The sequence below is a fragment of the Stenotrophomonas sp. 57 genome, assembly GCF_030291075.1.
In the GTDB taxonomy this organism is placed as follows: domain Bacteria; phylum Pseudomonadota; class Gammaproteobacteria; order Xanthomonadales; family Xanthomonadaceae; genus Stenotrophomonas.
Window position 1 is genome coordinate 1115321 of record NZ_CP127407.1, and the last position, 17133, is coordinate 1132453.

Annotated in this window: 17 protein-coding genes; 12 read left to right on the forward strand and 5 right to left on the reverse strand. The window is 66.0% G+C overall.

Translation table 11 applies throughout. The features are described from left to right. Window positions 1-113 precede the first annotated feature (113 nt). From QP512_RS05110 to QP512_RS05130, 5 genes are all read left to right on the forward strand, one after another. Window positions 114-836, forward strand: a complete 723-nt coding sequence (locus tag QP512_RS05110; protein ID WP_286071187.1) for a hypothetical protein — start codon at window positions 114-116, stop codon at window positions 834-836. 478 nt (window positions 837-1314) lie between these two features. Then, complete coding sequence (locus QP512_RS05115; protein WP_286071188.1) at window positions 1315-2211, forward strand: TIM barrel protein; 897 nt, start codon at window positions 1315-1317, stop codon at window positions 2209-2211. A gap of 27 nt (window positions 2212-2238) precedes the next feature. Continuing rightward, window positions 2239-3924 (forward strand): GMC family oxidoreductase, encoded by a 1686-nt coding sequence (locus QP512_RS05120; RefSeq protein ID WP_286071189.1) that lies wholly within the window; start codon window positions 2239-2241, stop codon window positions 3922-3924. Continuing rightward, complete coding sequence (locus QP512_RS05125) at window positions 3924-4499, forward strand: gluconate 2-dehydrogenase subunit 3 family protein (protein WP_286071190.1); 576 nt, start codon at window positions 3924-3926, stop codon at window positions 4497-4499. The genes QP512_RS05120 and QP512_RS05125 overlap by 1 nt, the downstream gene beginning before the upstream one ends. 11 nt (window positions 4500-4510) lie before the next feature. Continuing rightward, the gene (locus tag QP512_RS05130; RefSeq protein ID WP_286071191.1) at window positions 4511-5254 is read left to right on the forward strand and encodes a DUF1080 domain-containing protein; all 744 of its coding nucleotides are present in this window, start codon (window positions 4511-4513) and stop codon (window positions 5252-5254) included. Between the two features lie 10 nt (window positions 5255-5264). On the opposite strand, the gene QP512_RS05135 is transcribed toward QP512_RS05130, so the two are convergent. From QP512_RS05135 to QP512_RS05155, 5 genes are read right to left on the reverse strand one after another with little or no spacing between them, the layout of a single operon-like run. After that, on the reverse strand, window positions 5265-5561 hold the full coding sequence (locus tag QP512_RS05135) for a cytochrome c (protein WP_286071192.1): 297 nt from the start codon (window positions 5559-5561) through the stop codon (window positions 5265-5267). 18 nt (window positions 5562-5579) lie between these two features. Next, complete coding sequence (locus tag QP512_RS05140) at window positions 5580-6446, reverse strand: sugar phosphate isomerase/epimerase (protein ID WP_286071991.1); 867 nt, start codon at window positions 6444-6446, stop codon at window positions 5580-5582. A 19-nt stretch (window positions 6447-6465) separates the two neighbouring features. Continuing rightward, window positions 6466-7590, reverse strand: coding sequence for a Gfo/Idh/MocA family oxidoreductase (locus tag QP512_RS05145; RefSeq protein WP_286071193.1), 1125 nt, complete (start codon window positions 7588-7590; stop codon window positions 6466-6468). After that, window positions 7591-8829, reverse strand: coding sequence for a nucleoside permease (locus tag QP512_RS05150; RefSeq protein WP_286071194.1), 1239 nt, complete (start codon window positions 8827-8829; stop codon window positions 7591-7593). Between the two features lie 27 nt (window positions 8830-8856). Continuing rightward, the gene (locus QP512_RS05155; protein ID WP_286071195.1) at window positions 8857-9909 is read right to left on the reverse strand and encodes a sugar phosphate isomerase/epimerase family protein; all 1053 of its coding nucleotides are present in this window, start codon (window positions 9907-9909) and stop codon (window positions 8857-8859) included. A gap of 95 nt (window positions 9910-10004) precedes the next feature. Here QP512_RS05155 and QP512_RS05160 point away from each other — a divergent pair, with 95 nt between their 5' ends. The 7 genes from QP512_RS05160 to QP512_RS05190 all read left to right on the forward strand — a co-directional run bounded on the left by QP512_RS05160 (window position 10005) and on the right by QP512_RS05190 (window position 16999). Further along, window positions 10005-11012, forward strand: coding sequence for a LacI family DNA-binding transcriptional regulator (locus tag QP512_RS05160; RefSeq protein ID WP_286071196.1), 1008 nt, complete (start codon window positions 10005-10007; stop codon window positions 11010-11012). A gap of 146 nt (window positions 11013-11158) precedes the next feature. Then, on the forward strand, window positions 11159-12211 hold the full coding sequence (locus tag QP512_RS05165) for a sensor domain-containing diguanylate cyclase (RefSeq protein WP_286071197.1): 1053 nt from the start codon (window positions 11159-11161) through the stop codon (window positions 12209-12211). A gap of 118 nt (window positions 12212-12329) precedes the next feature. After that, window positions 12330-13355: an AI-2E family transporter gene (locus QP512_RS05170; RefSeq protein WP_286071198.1), complete on the forward strand. Its 1026-nt coding sequence runs from the start codon at window positions 12330-12332 to the stop codon at window positions 13353-13355. A gap of 162 nt (window positions 13356-13517) precedes the next feature. Continuing rightward, window positions 13518-15260, forward strand: coding sequence for a GGDEF domain-containing protein (locus QP512_RS05175; RefSeq protein WP_286071199.1), 1743 nt, complete (start codon window positions 13518-13520; stop codon window positions 15258-15260). 71 nt (window positions 15261-15331) lie between these two features. Continuing rightward, a complete protein-coding gene (locus QP512_RS05180; RefSeq protein WP_286071200.1) occupies window positions 15332-15772 on the forward strand; it encodes a hypothetical protein in 441 nt (146 codons plus the stop codon). Then, entirely contained in the window at window positions 15769-16290 is a 522-nt protein-coding gene (locus QP512_RS05185) for a GNAT family N-acetyltransferase (protein WP_286071201.1), read from the forward strand. The genes QP512_RS05180 and QP512_RS05185 overlap by 4 nt, the downstream gene beginning before the upstream one ends. A 127-nt stretch (window positions 16291-16417) precedes the next feature. Beyond that, entirely contained in the window at window positions 16418-16999 is a 582-nt protein-coding gene (locus tag QP512_RS05190; RefSeq protein ID WP_286071202.1) for a hypothetical protein, read from the forward strand. Window positions 17000-17133: the final 134 nt, after the last annotated feature.

The window sequence follows — 17133 nt, forward strand, 5'->3', positions numbered from 1 at the left end:
ACGCAGAGGAGGAGCCCCGTAACTGGGGCTCCTCCTCTTTTTTTGTACGTTCCCAGGATGGCAAGAAATACGGCTATAGTCATACATACGTGAAATCAGGCGAGCAAGGGATGATGCCCAAGCTGTCGGTCCATGTGATGCAATACGGCGAGCGAGTTCCGATGCTCCACGACGAGTCGGGCCTTCCGCTGTTCTATCCCACGTTGTACGCGACCTCGCAGCTGCGAAATGCTGGCGTCTTGATCTCGTTGTTCTCGCCGATTGCGATGCGGATCGTCAACGGTGCGATCTACTCGTATCAGTTTGATGTCGCGTTGCTGTTCTACTTCGGGCCACTGATCCCCCTGGGCGTATGGCTTGTGGGTGTAATCATTGTGGGACGGGTCATGGTGGCCTCGAAACCAGAGCCTGAGGGGGGCGAAGCTCGCGATCAGTACAGATACAACCTTGAAGAGATCGGCGGATCGCGATATGGCCTGCACATCACGCCTCGACATCACAAACGCTGCTGCCGAATTTTTCGCATGCAAGTGTTCTGGCGCAAACCCTCAATTTCGAACGTGGGTGTGATGGCGAGGAGCACGTTGAAGACCTGCCTAATCAGTGAGCTGCAGTCGGGGGACACGGTTGAGATCGTTACACCCAATCAAAAGCTGGCCAAGTTGGTTGAATGGATGGCGGCGACCGGCATGCCACCCGGCTACACCATTGCATCCATAGAGCGCCGGCTCGGGCGCGTGACAATGATGCTGGGTTATCTCAGCGGTTGCGGTTGGTCGTGGAGAACTGCGCTGAAGAACCCTTTGGTCAGAGGTTTCGAGATCACGAGGTCATGAACGTTGGAACTGCACCAGCACATGTTGATGCAGTTGGTGATGCCTCTTGCCTGACACGGTATCGGGAAGCAGAAATGGGTGGAGGGACTGGCCAGAATGAGACTGATTGAGTTGAAATTTTCCACGGTCTACGCGTCGACAAGGAAGTGGGGATCTACGGATTCCGTTTGGTCTGTTGAAGAAGGAACGGTCGACGTGCTCTTTAAGTGAATGATTCAGTGCTTTTACCGCTCGACGGGTTTGGAGCTGAGTCATCAAGTGTGCACAACCGTTCTGATCGAAAGCTCGTTCGCAGCAGAAAAGAAAGCCCCGCTCATGCGGGGCTTTTCTTTTTGCGCGATGTCGACTGCGTTGTGCTTCGCAGCATCGATTTTCGTGCACCGCGACTTGCAAACAGTCAAATTCATCCCCTATGGTGCAATCGATTGCATTGCTGTGAATTGTTGCGTTTGATGCCGGTTGGGAGGCCGGAAGGTGGATGTCCATCCATACGATCAGACCGATCCCGCCCCCGGGGCTCACGCGGCGCGATGCGCTGCGCATGGCGATTGCTGGGGGCGTAGCCCTGGGTACTGCGGGAGCGTTGCCTGCATTCGCCGCCACTGCACCGTTGAAGGGCAACCTGAAGCAGGCCGTGGCCCGCTGGACCTTCCCGCAGCTGTCGGTTGCCCAGCTCTGCGCGACGGTGAAGGACATCGGCTTTGCCGCGATCGACCTGGTCAGCCCCGAAGACTGGCCCACGCTGAAGGCCCACGGCGTCTACAGCTCGATGTGCAACGGCGCGGAGCTGGGCCTGACCAAGGGCTTTGCCGGTCGCGAGTTCCACGATGAGCTGGTGGCACGCTACACGCGGCACATCGATCTGGTCGCCGATGCCGGCTACCGCAACCTCATCTGCTTCTCCGGCAACCGCAACGGTATGGATCCGCAGGACGGCATGGCGAATGCCGAGGCCGGCCTCAAGCGCATCCTCGGGCATGCGGAGAAGCGTGGCGTGGTGCTGGTGATGGAGCTTCTGAACTCCAGGGTCGACCATCGCGACTACCTGTGTGACCACTCCGCATGGGGCGTGGAGTTGTGCCAGCGGCTCGGCTCGGACAACTTCGGCCTGCTTTACGACATCTATCACATGCAGATCATGGAGGGCGACATCATCGCCACCATCGGCAGGCATCACGCGTGCTTCAAGCATTACCACACCGCAGGCGTGCCCGGCCGCAACGAGATCGGAGACCAGCAGGAGCTGAACTATCCGGCCATCTGCCGCGCGATCCGCGACACCGGTTTCAAGGGATATCTGGCGCAGGAATTCATGCCTGCGGCGCCCGATCCCGCTGCTTCATTGCGCGAGGCGATCCGCCTCTGCGACGTCTGAAACGATATCCACCCAGGTGAGAGACCCATGGCAGATAATCACTACGACGCCATCGTTGTTGGCTCGGGAATCAGTGGCGGTTGGGCAGCAAAGGAGCTGACCGGGAAGGGCCTGAAGGTCCTGATGCTGGAACGCGGTCGCAACATCGAGCACGTCAAGGACTACGTCAACGCGATGAAGGAAGCGTGGGATTTCCCGCATCGCAACCGGCCGACGCAGGCGATGAAGGCCGCGTTCCCGGTGTTGATGCGCGACTACGGGTTGGCCGAGAACCTGGAAGGGATGTGGGCCAACGAGCAGGACTCGCCCTACATCGAGACCAAGCGCTTCGACTGGTTCCGTGGCTACCACGTCGGCGGGCGCTCGCTGATGTGGGGGCGGCAGAGCTATCGCTTCTCCGACCTGGATTTCGAGGCGAACCTCAAGGACGGCATCGCCACCGACTGGCCGATCCGCTATGCCGATGTCGCGCCGTGGTATGACCATGTGGAGAAGTTTGCCGGCATCGCCGGTACGCGCGAAGGACTGGACGTGCTGCCGGACGGCGAGTTCCTGCCGCCGATCCCGTTGAACATCGTCGAGAAGGATGTGGCCGCACGCATCAAGAAGGCCTTCGGCGGAACGCGGCACATGATCCATTCGCGTACGGCCAACATCACCAAGCCGATGCCCGAGCAGGGCCGCGTCAACTGCCAGTATCGCAACAAGTGCATCCTGGGCTGTCCCTTCGGTGCCTACTTCTCCACCCAGGCGGCGACGCTGCCAGCGGCGATGAAGACCGGCAACCTGACGCTGCGTCCGTTCTCGATCGTCAAGGAGGTGCTGTACGACAAGGATCGCAAGCGTGCGCGCGGCGTGGAGGTCATCGACGCCGAAACCGGCCAGACCTACCAGTACACGGCCAAAGTGATCTTCCTCAACGCGTCGTCGTTCAACTCGACGTGGCTGCTGATGAACTCGGCGACCGATGTCTGGGACGGCGGGCTGGGTTCTTCGTCGGGCGAATTGGGGCACAACGTGATGGACCATCATTTCGGCGCAGGTGCCTCGGGTCGGGTGGAGGGCTACGAAGACAAGTACTACTTCGGCCGCCGTCCCTGCGGCTTCTACATTCCGCGGTTCCGTAACGTCGCGGCCGACAAGCGCGGCTACCTGCGCGGTTTCGGCTACCAGGGCGGTGCCAGCCGCACCGGTTGGTCGCGCGAGATCGCCGAGCTGAACATCGGCGCCGACTTGAAGGAGGCGCTGACCGTACCCGGTGACTGGCGGATCGGCATGACCGGTTTTGGCGAAATGCTGCCGCACCACGACAACACCATCCGCCTGGACCGCGAGCGCAAGGACAAGTGGGGGTTGCCGGTGCTGGCGATGGACGTGTCCATGCGCGCCAACGAACTGGCGATGCGCAAGGACATGGCCGCCGATGCTGCCGAGATGCTGGAGGCGGCCGGGGTCAAGGACGTGAAGATGCACGACAACGACTACGCCCCGGGCAAGGGCATCCATGAGATGGGGACCGCGCGCATGGGGCGTGATCGCAGGAGCTCCGTATTGAACGCACACAACCAGGTCTGGGACGCACCCAACGTCTACGTCACCGACGGTGCCTGCATGACGTCCAGTGCCTGCGTGAATCCCTCATTGACCTACATGGCGCTGACGGCACGTGCCGCCGACCACGCCGTGCGCGAACTGAAAGCGGGGAACCTGTGATGGATCGTCGCGAACTGCTGAAGATGATCGTGGCCGCCACCGGTGCGGCGATGGTCGGGCTGCCGGCACTGGTGCAGGGCAAGGCGCCCGCGGCGGGGGCGATCCCAGCGTTCTCCGATGCCGAAATCGGCATGCTGGACGAGATCGCCGAGACCATCCTGCCGCGGACAAGGACACCCGGGGCGAAGGACGCGGGCGCCGGTGCGTTCATGGCAACGTTCGTCAGCGACTGCTACACCGCCCGGCAGCAGGCAACGTTCCGCGCCGGACTGGTCGACATCGACAAGCGCGCGGGTGGTCGGTTCGTATCGCTTACACCGGAAGCCCGCACCGGGTTGCTGCGGACCTTGGATGCCGAAGCCAAGGCACGCAATGCCGATGTGACCGAGACCGGTACGCCTGAAGAGGGCGACGCGATGCCGCATTACTTCACGATGCTCAAGCAGTTGGCCATCTTCGGCTTCTTCACGTCCAAAGTCGGTGCGACCGGGGTGCTGCAGTACGTCGCCGTGCCGGGTCGCTACGACGGCGACCTGGCCTATACCCCCGGTACACCTGCGTGGGGGACCAGCTGATGGAGACCGTGATGATCAAGGCTCTGGTGATCGCCGCTGGCGTTCTGGCCGCTGCACCTGCCCTCGCACATGCCGCTGCCGATCCTGCACGCGATCCGAAGAAGACCGAGGTGTGGGAACCTGTGCCCGCCGTCGTGGCAACACCTGCAGGCAAGGCGCCTTCCGACGCCATCGTGCTGTTCGATGGCAAGAGTGTCTCGGCGTGGGAGGCAGAGCAGGGCGGGCCTGTGCCTTGGGAGATCGCCGATGGCGCGATGACCGTGCTGCCGGGCAGCAAAGGCATCCGCACCCGGCAACGCTTCTGCGATGTGCAGCTGCATGTCGAATGGCGCACACCCATGGAGACGAAGGGCTTCGACGGCCAGAACCGTGGCAACAGCGGCATCTTCCTGCAGGAACTCTACGAGCTGCAGGTGCTCGACAGTTACAACAACCCCACCTATGCGAATGGACAGGCGGGTTCGATCTACAAGCAGGCCCTGCCGCTGGTGAATGCCTCGCGTGCACCGGGGCAGTGGCAGGCGTACGACATCATCTGGAAGGCGCCACGTTTCTCATCGGGCGGCGGACTCCTCTCGCCTGCGCGCATCACGGTGCTGCACAACGGCGTACTGGTGCAGGATGACACCGTGCTGGCGGGGAAGACCGAGTACATCGGCGCGCCGTCGTACTCACCCCATGCGTGCGCGCCGCTCTATCTGCAGGAGCATGATTCCAGGGTCAGCTACCGCAACATCTGGGTGCGCGAGCTGTAGTACCCGCCGACTACTTCGCCAGGTAACTGGCGATGTCGTCGATCTCCTGCTGCGACAGTTGGGCGAAGGGCGGCATCAGGCCGCCTCCCTTGCGGATCTTGTCCTTGATCTGCGCAGCGTCCAACCGTTTGCTGACGTCGGCAAGCGCCGGGAACGCCCCTGGCATGCCGGCGCGATCGGCGCCATGGCAGGCCGCGCAGTTCGCGCTGTAGAGCGTGGCGCCGGCGGCGGGATCGTCCTTGCACCACGCGGTGGTGGCAAGCGTCGCGCCGCACAGCATTACCGCAAGTTTCAGCATCGTCTTCAAGCGAGTCTCCTTCGCGGGCTAGCGCTGTGTGCCGGCCGGCGGGCTGACGGTCAGGTGTTCACGCAGGTAGTCCGCGCCAGCCTGGATCACCTTGGCCGGATCACGTGGTTGGTCGTGTTCGAGGATGTACCAGTGCACGCCCGCGGCGGCCGCGGCTGGCAGGATCGCGTTCCAGTCCAGTACCCCCTGGCCGACGGCTGCGAATCCGCCTTCGTCTTCAGCCTGGCCCTTCGGGGCGTTGTCCTTGGCGTGTACCGCGAACAGGCGGCCGCGGAACCTGCCCAGCATCTCGGCCGGGTCGTGGCCAGCGCGCGCAACCCAGGCCAGGTCCAGCTCGGTCTGCAGGTCGGGCCCGGCGGCGGCGAACAGCAGCTCCAGGCCGGTCTTTCCGTTGAAGTCGGTCAGCTCGAAGTCGTGGTTGTGGTACGCCAGGCGCATGCCCTTGGCGCGAACCTGTTTCGACAGCCGGCCCAGCTCCTGGCCCAGTGCGGTCCAGCCCGCCGCATCGGTAGGCCGGTCCTTCGCGTCCAGGTAGGGCACGACCAGCGTGGTGTTGCCGATCGAGCGGTTGAAGGCCACCACGCCGTCCAGGTCCTTGCGCAGCTCTGCCAGCGCCACGTGCGAGGAGATCGCCTTGATCGAATACCTGTCCAGCAACTGCTTGAGTTCGGTGGCACTGACGCCCTGGGTCCCCACCGTTTCCACCGCGTGCACGCCTGCGTCGTGGACGATCTTCAGCTGCTGGTCGAGCGAGCCGGCGTTGCGCAGCGAGTACATCTGCACCGCGATCGGCTTCTGCGGCGCGGGGGCTTCGCCGGCAAAGGCGGGCAGGGCAGCGAGCAGCAACAGTGCCATGGCCGTCATTCTTCGAACTGGGGTCTTCATCATGCGTTCCTCCGGGAACTCAACCGATGGTGGTCCAGGCGCGGGACCTGGCCGATGCGATGACGCGGTCGACGATCCGTGCCGAGCGCACGCCGTCGTTGAAAGTGGGCAGACCCTCGGGCCGTTCGCCGTCGATCGCGCGATAGCTGTCGGCGACAAATGCCTCGAAGCAATGCCCGTAGCCCTGCGCGTGGCCGGCCGGCAGCACCGACAGCCGCCGTTGTTCGGCACTGCCTGCACCCGGGCCGCGCACGAAGATCTCCTCGCGCTGGTCGGGTCTTCCGATCCACAGTCGCTCGGCGTCCTCCTGGTTGAAGGCCACGCTGGCCCGGGCGCCATCGATCTCGAACCAGAGGCGGTTGTGGCGTCCGGCCGAGACCTGGCTGACCGTCAATGACGCCAGCGTGCCGGCGCCGGTGCGGAACATCGCCGCCGCCACGTCTTCGCTGGTGACCGCCTGCATCGCGCCGTTGGCCGTCGGCGTGCTGAAGCTCTGACCGCTGGCCGCGCCGCGCTCGGCGATCACGGTGGCGAATGCTGCACTGACCTCGGCGAAACGCTCGCCGCTGATCCATTCCACCAGGTCGCACCAGTGCGAGCCGATGTCGGCGAACACGCGCGACGTACCGCCCAGTGCCGGGTCCACGCGCCAGTTGTTGCTGGCCGGGTCCAGCAGCCAGTCCTGCAGGTAGCTGCCGTGGATCAGGTGCAACGGCCCAAGCTCGCCCTGTGCGATGCGTGCACACGCTTCGCGCACCACCGGGTGGTAGCGGTAGACGAAGGGTACCGTGGCCACAAGGCCGCGCGAGGCAGCCAGTGCAGCCAGCGCCTCGGCGTCCTCCAGCGAGGTGGCCAGTGGCTTCTCGCAGATGACGTGCTTGCCGGCTTCCAGTGCGGCCTCTGCCATCGGCCGGTGCAGATGATTGGGCGTACAGACGTGCACGACCTGCACCTGCGGATCGGCGATGACCTCGTCGATGTCCCGATAGGCGCGCGGGGCATTCCAGGACTGCGCCACGTCATGTGCACGCTGCGCGGACGAGGCGGCCACGCCGCGGATCTGCGCACCGGCCAACAGCGCCGCGCGACGATGCACGGCGCCAATCATGCCGGTGCCGACGATGGCGATTCCAAGCGTCGCCATCTACTGGATTCCCCGGGACGAAGCCGGTGCGGCTGCGACCAGTGGCCGATCGCGGAACAGCAGCAGGAAGGCGATCAGCACGACCAGTGCGACACCGGCCGGGAACAGCCAGATCTGCTGCCAGTCGCGTCCGGCGGCGGTGGTGTAGTGCTCCACCACCGCGCCGGACAGGAAGGTGCCTATCAGCATGCCCACGCCATAGGTCGCCAGGGTGATGAAGCCCTGTGCACTGCTGCGCGCGTCGGGGCCGGCATGCGCATCGGTGTAGATCTGTCCGGTGACGAAGAAGAAGTCGTAGCAGATGCCGTGCAGCACGATGCCGAGGACGATCAGGATGAAACCGCCGCCGGCATCGCCGATGTCGCCGAAGGCAAACATGACGTAGCGCACCACCCACGCGGCCATGCCCACCGCCAGCATCGTCTTCACCCCCAGCCGCACGAACAGGAACGGCATGGCCAGCATCAGCAGCACTTCGGACACCTGGCCCAGCGACTGCAGGCCCGCAGCGCCGCGCACGCCCAGGTCGTTGAGGTAGGGGTTGGTGAAGTTGTAGTAGAACGACAGCGGGATGCAGATGGCGATGGAGGCCAGGAAGAACACCAGATACGCGCGCGATTTCAGCAGGCGCAGCGAATCCAGGCCAAGGATCTGCCCGAGGCCGGCATCGCGCTGCTTCGCCAGCGGCGGCGTGTGCGGCAGGGTGAACGCGTACAGGCCAAGCGCCAGCGAGGCCAGCGCCGCCATCTGGAAGGTAAGCTCGAGCCGGTGTGCTTGTTCCCAGCCCAGCCAGCCGATCAGCACCCCGGCGACGATCCAGCCGACGCTGCCGGCCACCCGCACCAGCGGGAACTGCTTCTCCGGCGACTGCATGTGCCGCATTGCCACGCTGTTGGCCAGCGCCAGCGTTGGCATGAACAGCAGCATGTAGCCCATCACGCAGGCGGAGAACGTGCTGAAGCTGTCCGCCGTGGAGGCCATCCAAAGCAGTACTGCGCCGGCCAGGTGCAGGACCGCAAGGATGCGCTGCGCGGCGAAGTAGCGGTCTGCAATCAGGCCAACCAAAAAGGGCGCGACGATGGCGCCGATGGACTGGCTGAGGAAGGCCGTGGCCACCTGGCTGGCGCTGGCCTGCAGCGGGCCCTGCACCAGATAAGTGCCGAGGGTCACGAACCACGCCCCCCAGATGAAGAACTGCAGAAACATCATCGCGCCCAAGCGCGACATGGCGTGCGTCATGGCTTGCCCTCCCGGGGCGGTATCGGCTCAGAGTCCCAGCATGCGGTGCAGTGATGCGGCGTCGGTGCCGCTGTCGGCAAAGTCGTCGAAGGCGCGTTCGGTCACGCGGATGATGTGGTCGCGTATGAAGGCGGCCCCCTCCCGTGCGCCGTCCTCGGGGTGCTTCAGGCAGCACTCCCATTCCAGTACCGCCCAGCCGGGGAAGTCGTACTGCGCGAACTTCGAGAAGATCGACTTGAAGTCGATCTGGCCGTCGCCCAGTGAGCGGAACCGGCCGGGGCGATCGATCCAGTCCTGGTAGCCGCCATACACGCCACTGCTGGCGCTGGCGCGGTACTCCGCGTCCTTGACGTGGAAGATGCCGATGCGCGCGTGATAGCGGTCGATGAAACCGAGGTAATCCATCTTCTGCAGCAGCAGGTGGCTGGGGTCGTACAGGATCTTCGCGCGCGGATGATGGTCGACCACCTCGAGGAAGCGTTCGAAAGTCGCGCCGTCGTGCAGGTCCTCGCCAGGATGGATCTCGAAGCACAGGTCCACGCCGCAGGCATCGAAGGCATCGAGGATCGGTCGCCAGCGACGGCCCAGTTCGGCGAAGGCCTCTTCCACCAAGCCGGGCGGGCGCTGTGGCCAGGGATAGAAATACGGCCAGGCCAGCGCGCCGGAGAACGTGGCGTGCGCGGTCAGTCCCAGCCGCTGGCTGGCCTTGGCGGCCAGCATCAGCTGATCCACGGCCCAGGCCTGGCGAGCGGCGGGGTCGCCGCGCGTGCCCGCCGGTGCGAAACCGTCAAACAGGCTGTCATAGGCGGGGTGGACGGCGACCAGCTGCCCCTGCAGGTGGGTCGACAGTTCGGTGATCCGCACGCCGTGCCCGGCCAGCATCCCGGCCACATCGTCGCAGTAGGCCTGGCTGCGCGCCGCCTCGGCCAGGTCGAACAGGTGGGGGGCGCTGGTCGGCACTTGTACGCCAGAATAGCCCAGGCCCGCGGCCCAGCCGGCCAGCGTGTCCAGCCGATCAAAAGGAGCTGTGTCGCCGATGAACTGCGCCAGGAACAGCGCTGGACCCTTGAGCGTCTTCAACGTGATTCGCCCTCGATGCAATCGATTGCATTATCCTAGCAGGGGCTCACGCAGGACCTGTTGTGCACTGCACAGCGGAAAGGAGAACTAACGCCATGGCCACCATCTACGACATTGCAAAGCACGTCGGCGTCTCCGCCGGCACGGTGTCGCGCGCGCTTTCGCGGCCGGACAAGGTGCTGCCGGCCACGCGCGCGCGCATCGAGCAGGCCGCCGTCGCGCTGGGCTACGTGCCCAACACGGTGGCCCGCACGCTGAAGACCCAGCGCAGCGGCAAGATCCTGGTCACCGTTCCGGATATCGCCAACCCGTTCTTCGCGCAGATCCTGCAGGGTGCCGAAGACGCCGCTCAGGCGGTCGGCTACGCGGTGCTGCTGGGCGATACCCAGGACCAACCCGACCGCGAGGAGCGCTACGCGCAGATGCTCCGGCGCAACGAGGCCGACGGCATGATCGTGCTTGGCCACCGGCTGCCACCGACGGCGCGCGAGATTGTCCAGCAGAGGGGTGCGGCCGCGCCGGTGGTCAACGGATGCGAGTTCGACCCCACGCTGGGCTTGCCCAGTGTGCATATCGACAATGCCGCCGCCGCGCGCGCGGTCATGGAGCACCTGTACGCCCTGGGCCACGAACGCATCGCTGTGGTCGGCGGGCCGCCCGACAATCCGCTGCACCAGCAGCGCCTGGAAGGGGTGCGGGCCGCCGGCAAGGCGCGCGGCCGCCTGCGCCAGCTGAGTGTCGTGCCGGGAGACTTTTCCGTGGAATCCGGCCATGCGGCGGCGATGGCGCTGCTGGCGGACGCGACCGCACCGACCGCAGTCTTCTGCTTCAGCGACCAGATGGCGCTGGGCGCGCTGGCGGCCTGCCGCGACCGGGGCATCCGCGTGCCGGACGAGCTGTCCATCGTCGGCTTCGACGACCTGGCCTCTTCGCGTTACCTCACACCGCCGTTGACGACCATCCGGCAGCCGATGCGGGAAATCGGCGAGCGCGCGGTCAACCTGCTGCTCGCCATCATCGAACAGACGGATGTGCCGCTTCAGCAGACGCTGGATTTCAGCTTGATGGTGCGGGGGTCAACGGCTGCGCCCAGGCGCGGGTAAGGGCGGGCGGGGTGCCTTCGGGCGCCGTGACAGCCAGCGCAGCTGGCTGCAACCTTGATCCCGAATTGACGTAAAGCTGTCAGACTCGCGACAGGCAGCCCGGCACGGGCCGGGCTGGATCGTGCGATCGCGCAAGGGGGGCGGCAATGCCGTTCTTGACTGACTCGACGGAGGTCGCGATCGAAGGCGTCGGCGCGGCACGACGCATCGGCTGGATGCGCTTCGTGGGCAACGGCCTGGGGGCAATCCCCATCGCCTCGATCATGCTGGAGCGCCAGGATGGCGCGCTGCCCTGGGTCCTGTTGCTGCTCAATGCGCTGGCGTGGCCGGCGCTGGCACGGGTGCTGACCCAGCGCTCGCGCAAGCCGGCCGCGGTCCAGTTCCGCTGCATGGTGGTCGATTCCTTCTTCGGCGGTGGCTGGATCGCGTTCATGGCGCTGAGCGCAGTGCCCAGCGCCCTGTTCGCGGCATTGCTGGTGGCCGACAAGATCGCGGCCGACGGCGTGCGCCTGGCGATGCGGGCCACGCTGGCGCTGGTGGTGGGATTCGCGCTCACCTGGTGGGCACTCGGCTTCCCGTACCAACCCGTGTCATCGCAGCGCACGGTCGTACTCAGCGTGCCGTTCCTGTTCGTCTATGGCATCGGGCTGAGCATCCTCAGCTGGCAGCTGGCGCGCCGGGTGAAATCGCAGAACCGTCAGCTGCAGCGGTTGAGCCGGATGGATCCGCTGGTCGAGCTGGCCAACCGCGGCTTCCTGATCCTGCGTGCGCAGCAGGCGCTGGACAAGGCACACGGGCAGGGCGGCTTTGCCTGCCTGTTGATGCTCGATGTGGATGACTTCAAGCACATCAATGATTCGCACGGGCACCGCGCCGGTGATGAAGTACTGCGGCACATCGCCTCGACCCTGCGCGCCTTCGCCCGGCCCGGCGACACCCCGGCGCGACTGGGCGGCGACGAGTTCGTCGTGCTGCTGCACGACTGCGCGCCCGTGGATGCGATGCATGTGGCCGAGCGGGTGCGCCTGCACCTGCTCGAGGCCGCCCGTCAGGCCACGCCGGGCATCGAGTTCAGCGTGAGCATCGGCATTGCCGCCACCCCGCGCGGTGGCAGCGTGGAAGACTGGCTGGCGCAGGCCGACCGTGCGCTCTACCACGCCAAGCGGCAGGGCAAGAACACCGCCAGCTACGGCGAGTGAAGATGATGTGTCGAGGCCGCAGGCCCCTGCACGCGCTGCCAGACAGCCATTCATCCTGCGCGCGGAATCGTCGCCTCCAATCCTCTACCATGGGCCACCCCGCCCGGACGTGCCCCCCATGCAAGACGCCCTCGTAGCCCAGTCCAAGCCCCCTGTTCCGAGGATCGCGGCCTGGTTGATGATGCTGCTGGGCATGTGGCTGGCGCTGAAGCTGGGCCTGGTGGTGACCCTGCTGTCGGGCCTGCTGGTGTTCCAGCTGACCCACGTGCTGGCGTCCACGGTCGAGGGCAAGCTGCCGCCGGGACGTGCGCGCGCGATCGCGGTCATCGTGCTGTCGGCGGTGATCATCAGTGCGCTGGTGATGGCCGGTATCGGCGTCGCCTCGTTCTTCCGTACCGAGACCGGTGGCCCGGATGCACTGCTGGGGCATCTGATGGAGATCCTCAACAGCTCGCGCCATCAGGTGCCGGCGCTGCTGCAGCCGTATATTCCCGAGGACATGCCCGCGCTGCGCACGGCACTGAACGACTGGGCGGCAGAGCACCAGCGCCAGCTGGGCGTGGCCGGTACCTCGGCGGTGCAGATTGGCGTACGGGTGCTGATCGGCATGGTGCTGGGCGCGATGATCGCGCTGTATGACGAACTGCCGCTGCCACAGCTCGGGCCGCTGGCGCAGGAGCTGGTCGGCCGCACCAGCCGCCTGGCCACCGCGTTCCGCCAGGTGGTGTTCGCGCAGGTGAAGATCTCGCTGCTCAACACCGTGTTCACGGCGATCTTCCTGCTGGGCGTGCTGCCGCTGTTCGGCGTGCACCTGCCGTTGTCCAAGACGCTGGTGCTGATCACCTTCATCGCCGGCCTGCTGCCGGTGGTGGGGAACATCATCTCCAACACCATCATCACCATCGTCGCGCTGTCGGTCTCGTTCTATGTGGCGGTGGCCGCGCTGCTGTACCTGATCGTGATCCACAAGCTGGAGTACTTCCTCAACGCACGCATCGTCGGCGGCGAGATCCAGGCCCGTGCCTGGGAGCTGCTGTTGGCGATGCTGGTGATGGAGGCGGCATTCGGCCTGCCCGGCCTGGTGGCAGCGCCGGTGTTCTATGCCTACGTGAAGCGTGAGCTGGTCGATCAGCGCTGGATCTGACCCGGCCTGATGTGACATTTCCACTACGCTGAGGCGGGCCTTGCCGTCTTGTCGGCGCGTTCGCGGTCGTTGTGCGATACCCGTCGCCACGGTCTGCACGGCGCTGGCTTGGCGCTGCCGGAACCGGCCGCTACAGTGATCGGCACGTCAGGGGAAATTTGCATGGCCGGCAAGGCATCACCCATCGGGTTGCGGACCTGGGTCTGGATCCTCACCGGGTTGTTCGTGGTCTGCACCTTGCCCTTGATGGCCATCGCCCTGATGCAGGGCACGCTGCGCTACACCGGTACCGAAGACAACCTGGCCAGCCTGCGCCAGCTGCGGCAGACCTTCGATCTGGCCAACCTGGTGTCGGCCGAGCGCGGCCCGGCCAACAGCCTGCTCGGCGCCGATCCCCATGATGCGGCCGAGCAGGCGCGGCTTGGCGCCCAGCTGGCAGCGGCGCGCAGACGCGTGGATGCCGCGATGCTGCAGCTGGACACGGCGTTCAAGGCTGACCCGGGCGTGGTCGACGGGCAGGGTCTGCTGGCCGACGCACGACGCCGGCTGCACGCTGCACGTGCCGCCGTCGACCGGGTGGCAGCCCGGCCACACGATGCGCGCCAGGTGGAAGAGGTGGAGCGTGCGATCAACAGCATGTTCGCCGTGGTCGATCGCCTGCACCGGCTCACCTCCGCCCAGATCAATGTGCTGGTCGCCGCCGATCGCGAAGCAGCGATTCCGGCGATGCAGGGCCAGGTACTGATCGACCTGCGCGAACATGGTGGCCGCCTGGCCTCGAACGTGATGGCGCCGGTGGCGGTTCCCGGCGCCTGGCGCGACGAGCAGGTACGCGCGGCCCAGCAGACCGAGGGGCGCCTGCTGGAACTGTGGCGGTTGGCGGGCAGCCATGAGTCGGTGTTTCGAAGCGACCCGGTGCTGTCCTGGCACTGGGACATGGCGCGCCGTCAGTTCTTCGGCGAATCGCTGCCGATGATCGAGCAACTGATCGAAGACGGTCGCCGCGGCCTGCCTCCGCCGTGGACCGCGGCCGAGTTCACTCAGCGTTACGTGCCGACCCTGCAATCGCTGGAAGCATTGCGCGACGGCTTCCTGAACGTGTCCATCGCCCGCTTCGAACGCACCCGCAACCGTGAAGCAACGCGCCTGGTGGTGCTGGTGGCGACGGTGCTGGGTACGTTGCTGGTACTGGGCGTGGCCCTGCGCATTGCCCACCGGCAGATCCTGCGGCCGCTGCTGCAGGCGCAGAAGCAGGTCATCCAGATTGCTTCGGAGGCACCCGGGCCGGAGCAGCATGTCACCCACCCGCTGGCCGAAATGCAGCGCCTGTTCGATGCGATCGAAGTCCTGCGCGAGAAGTCGCGCGAGCGCTCTGCGCTGACCAGCGAACTGCGCCAGCTGGCGGGTACCGATGAATTGACCGGGCTGTTGAACCGGCGCGCGCTGGAAGAAAAGGTGCAGCAGCGCCATGCCGAAGGAGGCGCCGGCGCCGTGGTGATCCTGCTGGACGTGGACCGGTTCAAGGCGATCAACGACGGCCACGGCCACGATGCCGGAGACGAAGTGCTGGTGCAGGTGGCGAAGTTGCTGCAACGGCACCTGCGCCGCAGCGACAGCATCGCCCGCTATGGTGGTGAGGAGTTCCTGGTGCTGCTGGCCGACGGTGATCTGGCCGGTGGCCGCCAATTGGCCGAGTCCCTGCGCGTGGCCCTGCATCAGATGGATATCGCACTGGCCGATGGTGGTGTGCTGCAGGTCACCGCCAGCTTCGGGGTGGCCGAAGGGGGAACCGATGCGCTCGGCTGGCGCAGCCTGCTGCGTGCCGCCGACGCGGCCATGTACCAGGCCAAGGCACAGGGCCGCGACCGGGTAAGGGTGGCAGGCGGAGGTCGCATTGCGCGTTGATCGGTGGCATTCATCACCGACGCACCTTGCGCCGCCTAGACTGGCGGCCCCGATGCCTGCAGGAGCCCGACATGGTCATGCGTCCCATCGCCCTTGCTGCGGCCGGCGTGCTGGCCGGCCTGCTTGCAGGATGTACCACGCCCGCGCAGTCCCTGGCCGACGAGCCACGGCATCCCTCCATCGCTGCCGACCTGAGCCCGGTGCCGTCCTTCACCGGTGGTGGTGAGGGCTGGAGCATCGAGATCGCCTCGACGGGCAAGGGCAACCTCGATGCCCGCCTCAATGCCGATGGCCGTACCTGGAAGGGCGCGCTGCGCTATCGCGGCCAGCCGGCGGGTGTGCCCAGCTCGCTGATCGTGCTCAACGGTGAACTCGGCAGGCAACCGGCCATCGTCGAGATCAAGCGCGCGTCGTGCCGCGATGCAGAAGGCAGGGATACCCAGGCCAGCGTGCAGGTCACGATGGAAGGACAGCCGCAGCGCCGTGGCTGCGGTCATCTGGCGGTGTATTGAGCCCGCGCGCCGCCATGTTCGAGATCCCGACCCTGCACACGGAACGATTGCGGCTGCGGCCGCAACGGCTGGATGACTTCAACGTCTATGCCGCCTTCCTCGCTTCGCCGCGTGCGCAGGGCATGGGCGGTCCGTTCGGTGAAGTCGCGGCGTGGGGCCAGTTCTGCCACGACCTGGCCAGCTGGCATCTGTTCGGGCATGGCGCGTTGATGATCGAGCGCATCGATAGCGGTGCCTGCATCGGCCAGGTGGGGATCAATCACGGCCCGTTGTTTCCGGAAAAGGAACTGGGCTGGCTGCTGTATGACGGCCACGAAAGGCAGGGCTTTGCGACCGAAGCGGCCGGTGCGCTGCGGGATTGGGCCTTTGTGGTGCCGCAGCTGCCGACCCTGGTCAGCTACATGGCGCCGGACAACCTGGCATCGCAGGCCGTCGCGCGGCGCCTGGGCGGTGTGCTCGACACGCGCGCGGTGCGCAGTGATGCCGATGATCTGGTCTACCGCTACAGCACCGGGTAGTGCCGGCCGCTGGCCGGCATCACCGGTGCACCGGGGGCGTCATCCACGTATGTCAAGCAATGACCCATTGCGCGGCACGCCCGGGCTTTGCCATCCTCCCTGCTGTTTTCCGTAGCGTGGAATCCCGATGCGTCCTGCGTTCTGGCTGGCTTTGGCCCTGCTGCCCACTCTGGCGGTGGCGCAACCCGCGCGTACTCCCAAGGCCAAGGCCCCGGTGCAGGATCCCTTCAGCGAACTGTTCGACACCGCCTGCATGCAGCACATCGGTGCGCCGGCGCGGTTGCAGTCGTTGATGGAATCCAACGGGCTGTCGCCGCTGCAGCCCGCCGAGGCTGCAACGTTGCTGCAGGGCCAGCCGGGGGTGGCCTGGATGGTGCCGCTGGCCAGCGGGCGCTATGCGGTCAGCTGGGCCGACGATGGCACCTGCACGGTCTACGCCGAGAAGGCCGATGCGGCGGTCGTGCAGAAGGGATTCGCCCGGTTGGTGCAGGCCGCACCCAAGCCGTTGCAGGTGCGATCGCTGCCAGGGCGTGGGCCACTGTCGGCCGATCAGATGGCCATCCAGTACGGCTGGGCCACGCCGGGGCAGGGCAAGCTGCAGGTGCGCTTCCGCCTGGTCACGCGGCAGGCGGCCGAAGCCGGCGTGCAGGCGATGGCCTCGGCGGCCCCGGGCGAAGCGATGCTGGAGCAGGGCGCGCCTGGGCCCTGACAGGGACCACGCTCGCGATTCAGCCTTTCACGCGGCATGTGGTATATCGTTTATCGATAAATCCACTCCGGGGCGGCGAGGCCACCCCAATGCCGGAGGCCGCTTGACCGCTCGTCCCGCCCGCGCCAGATCTG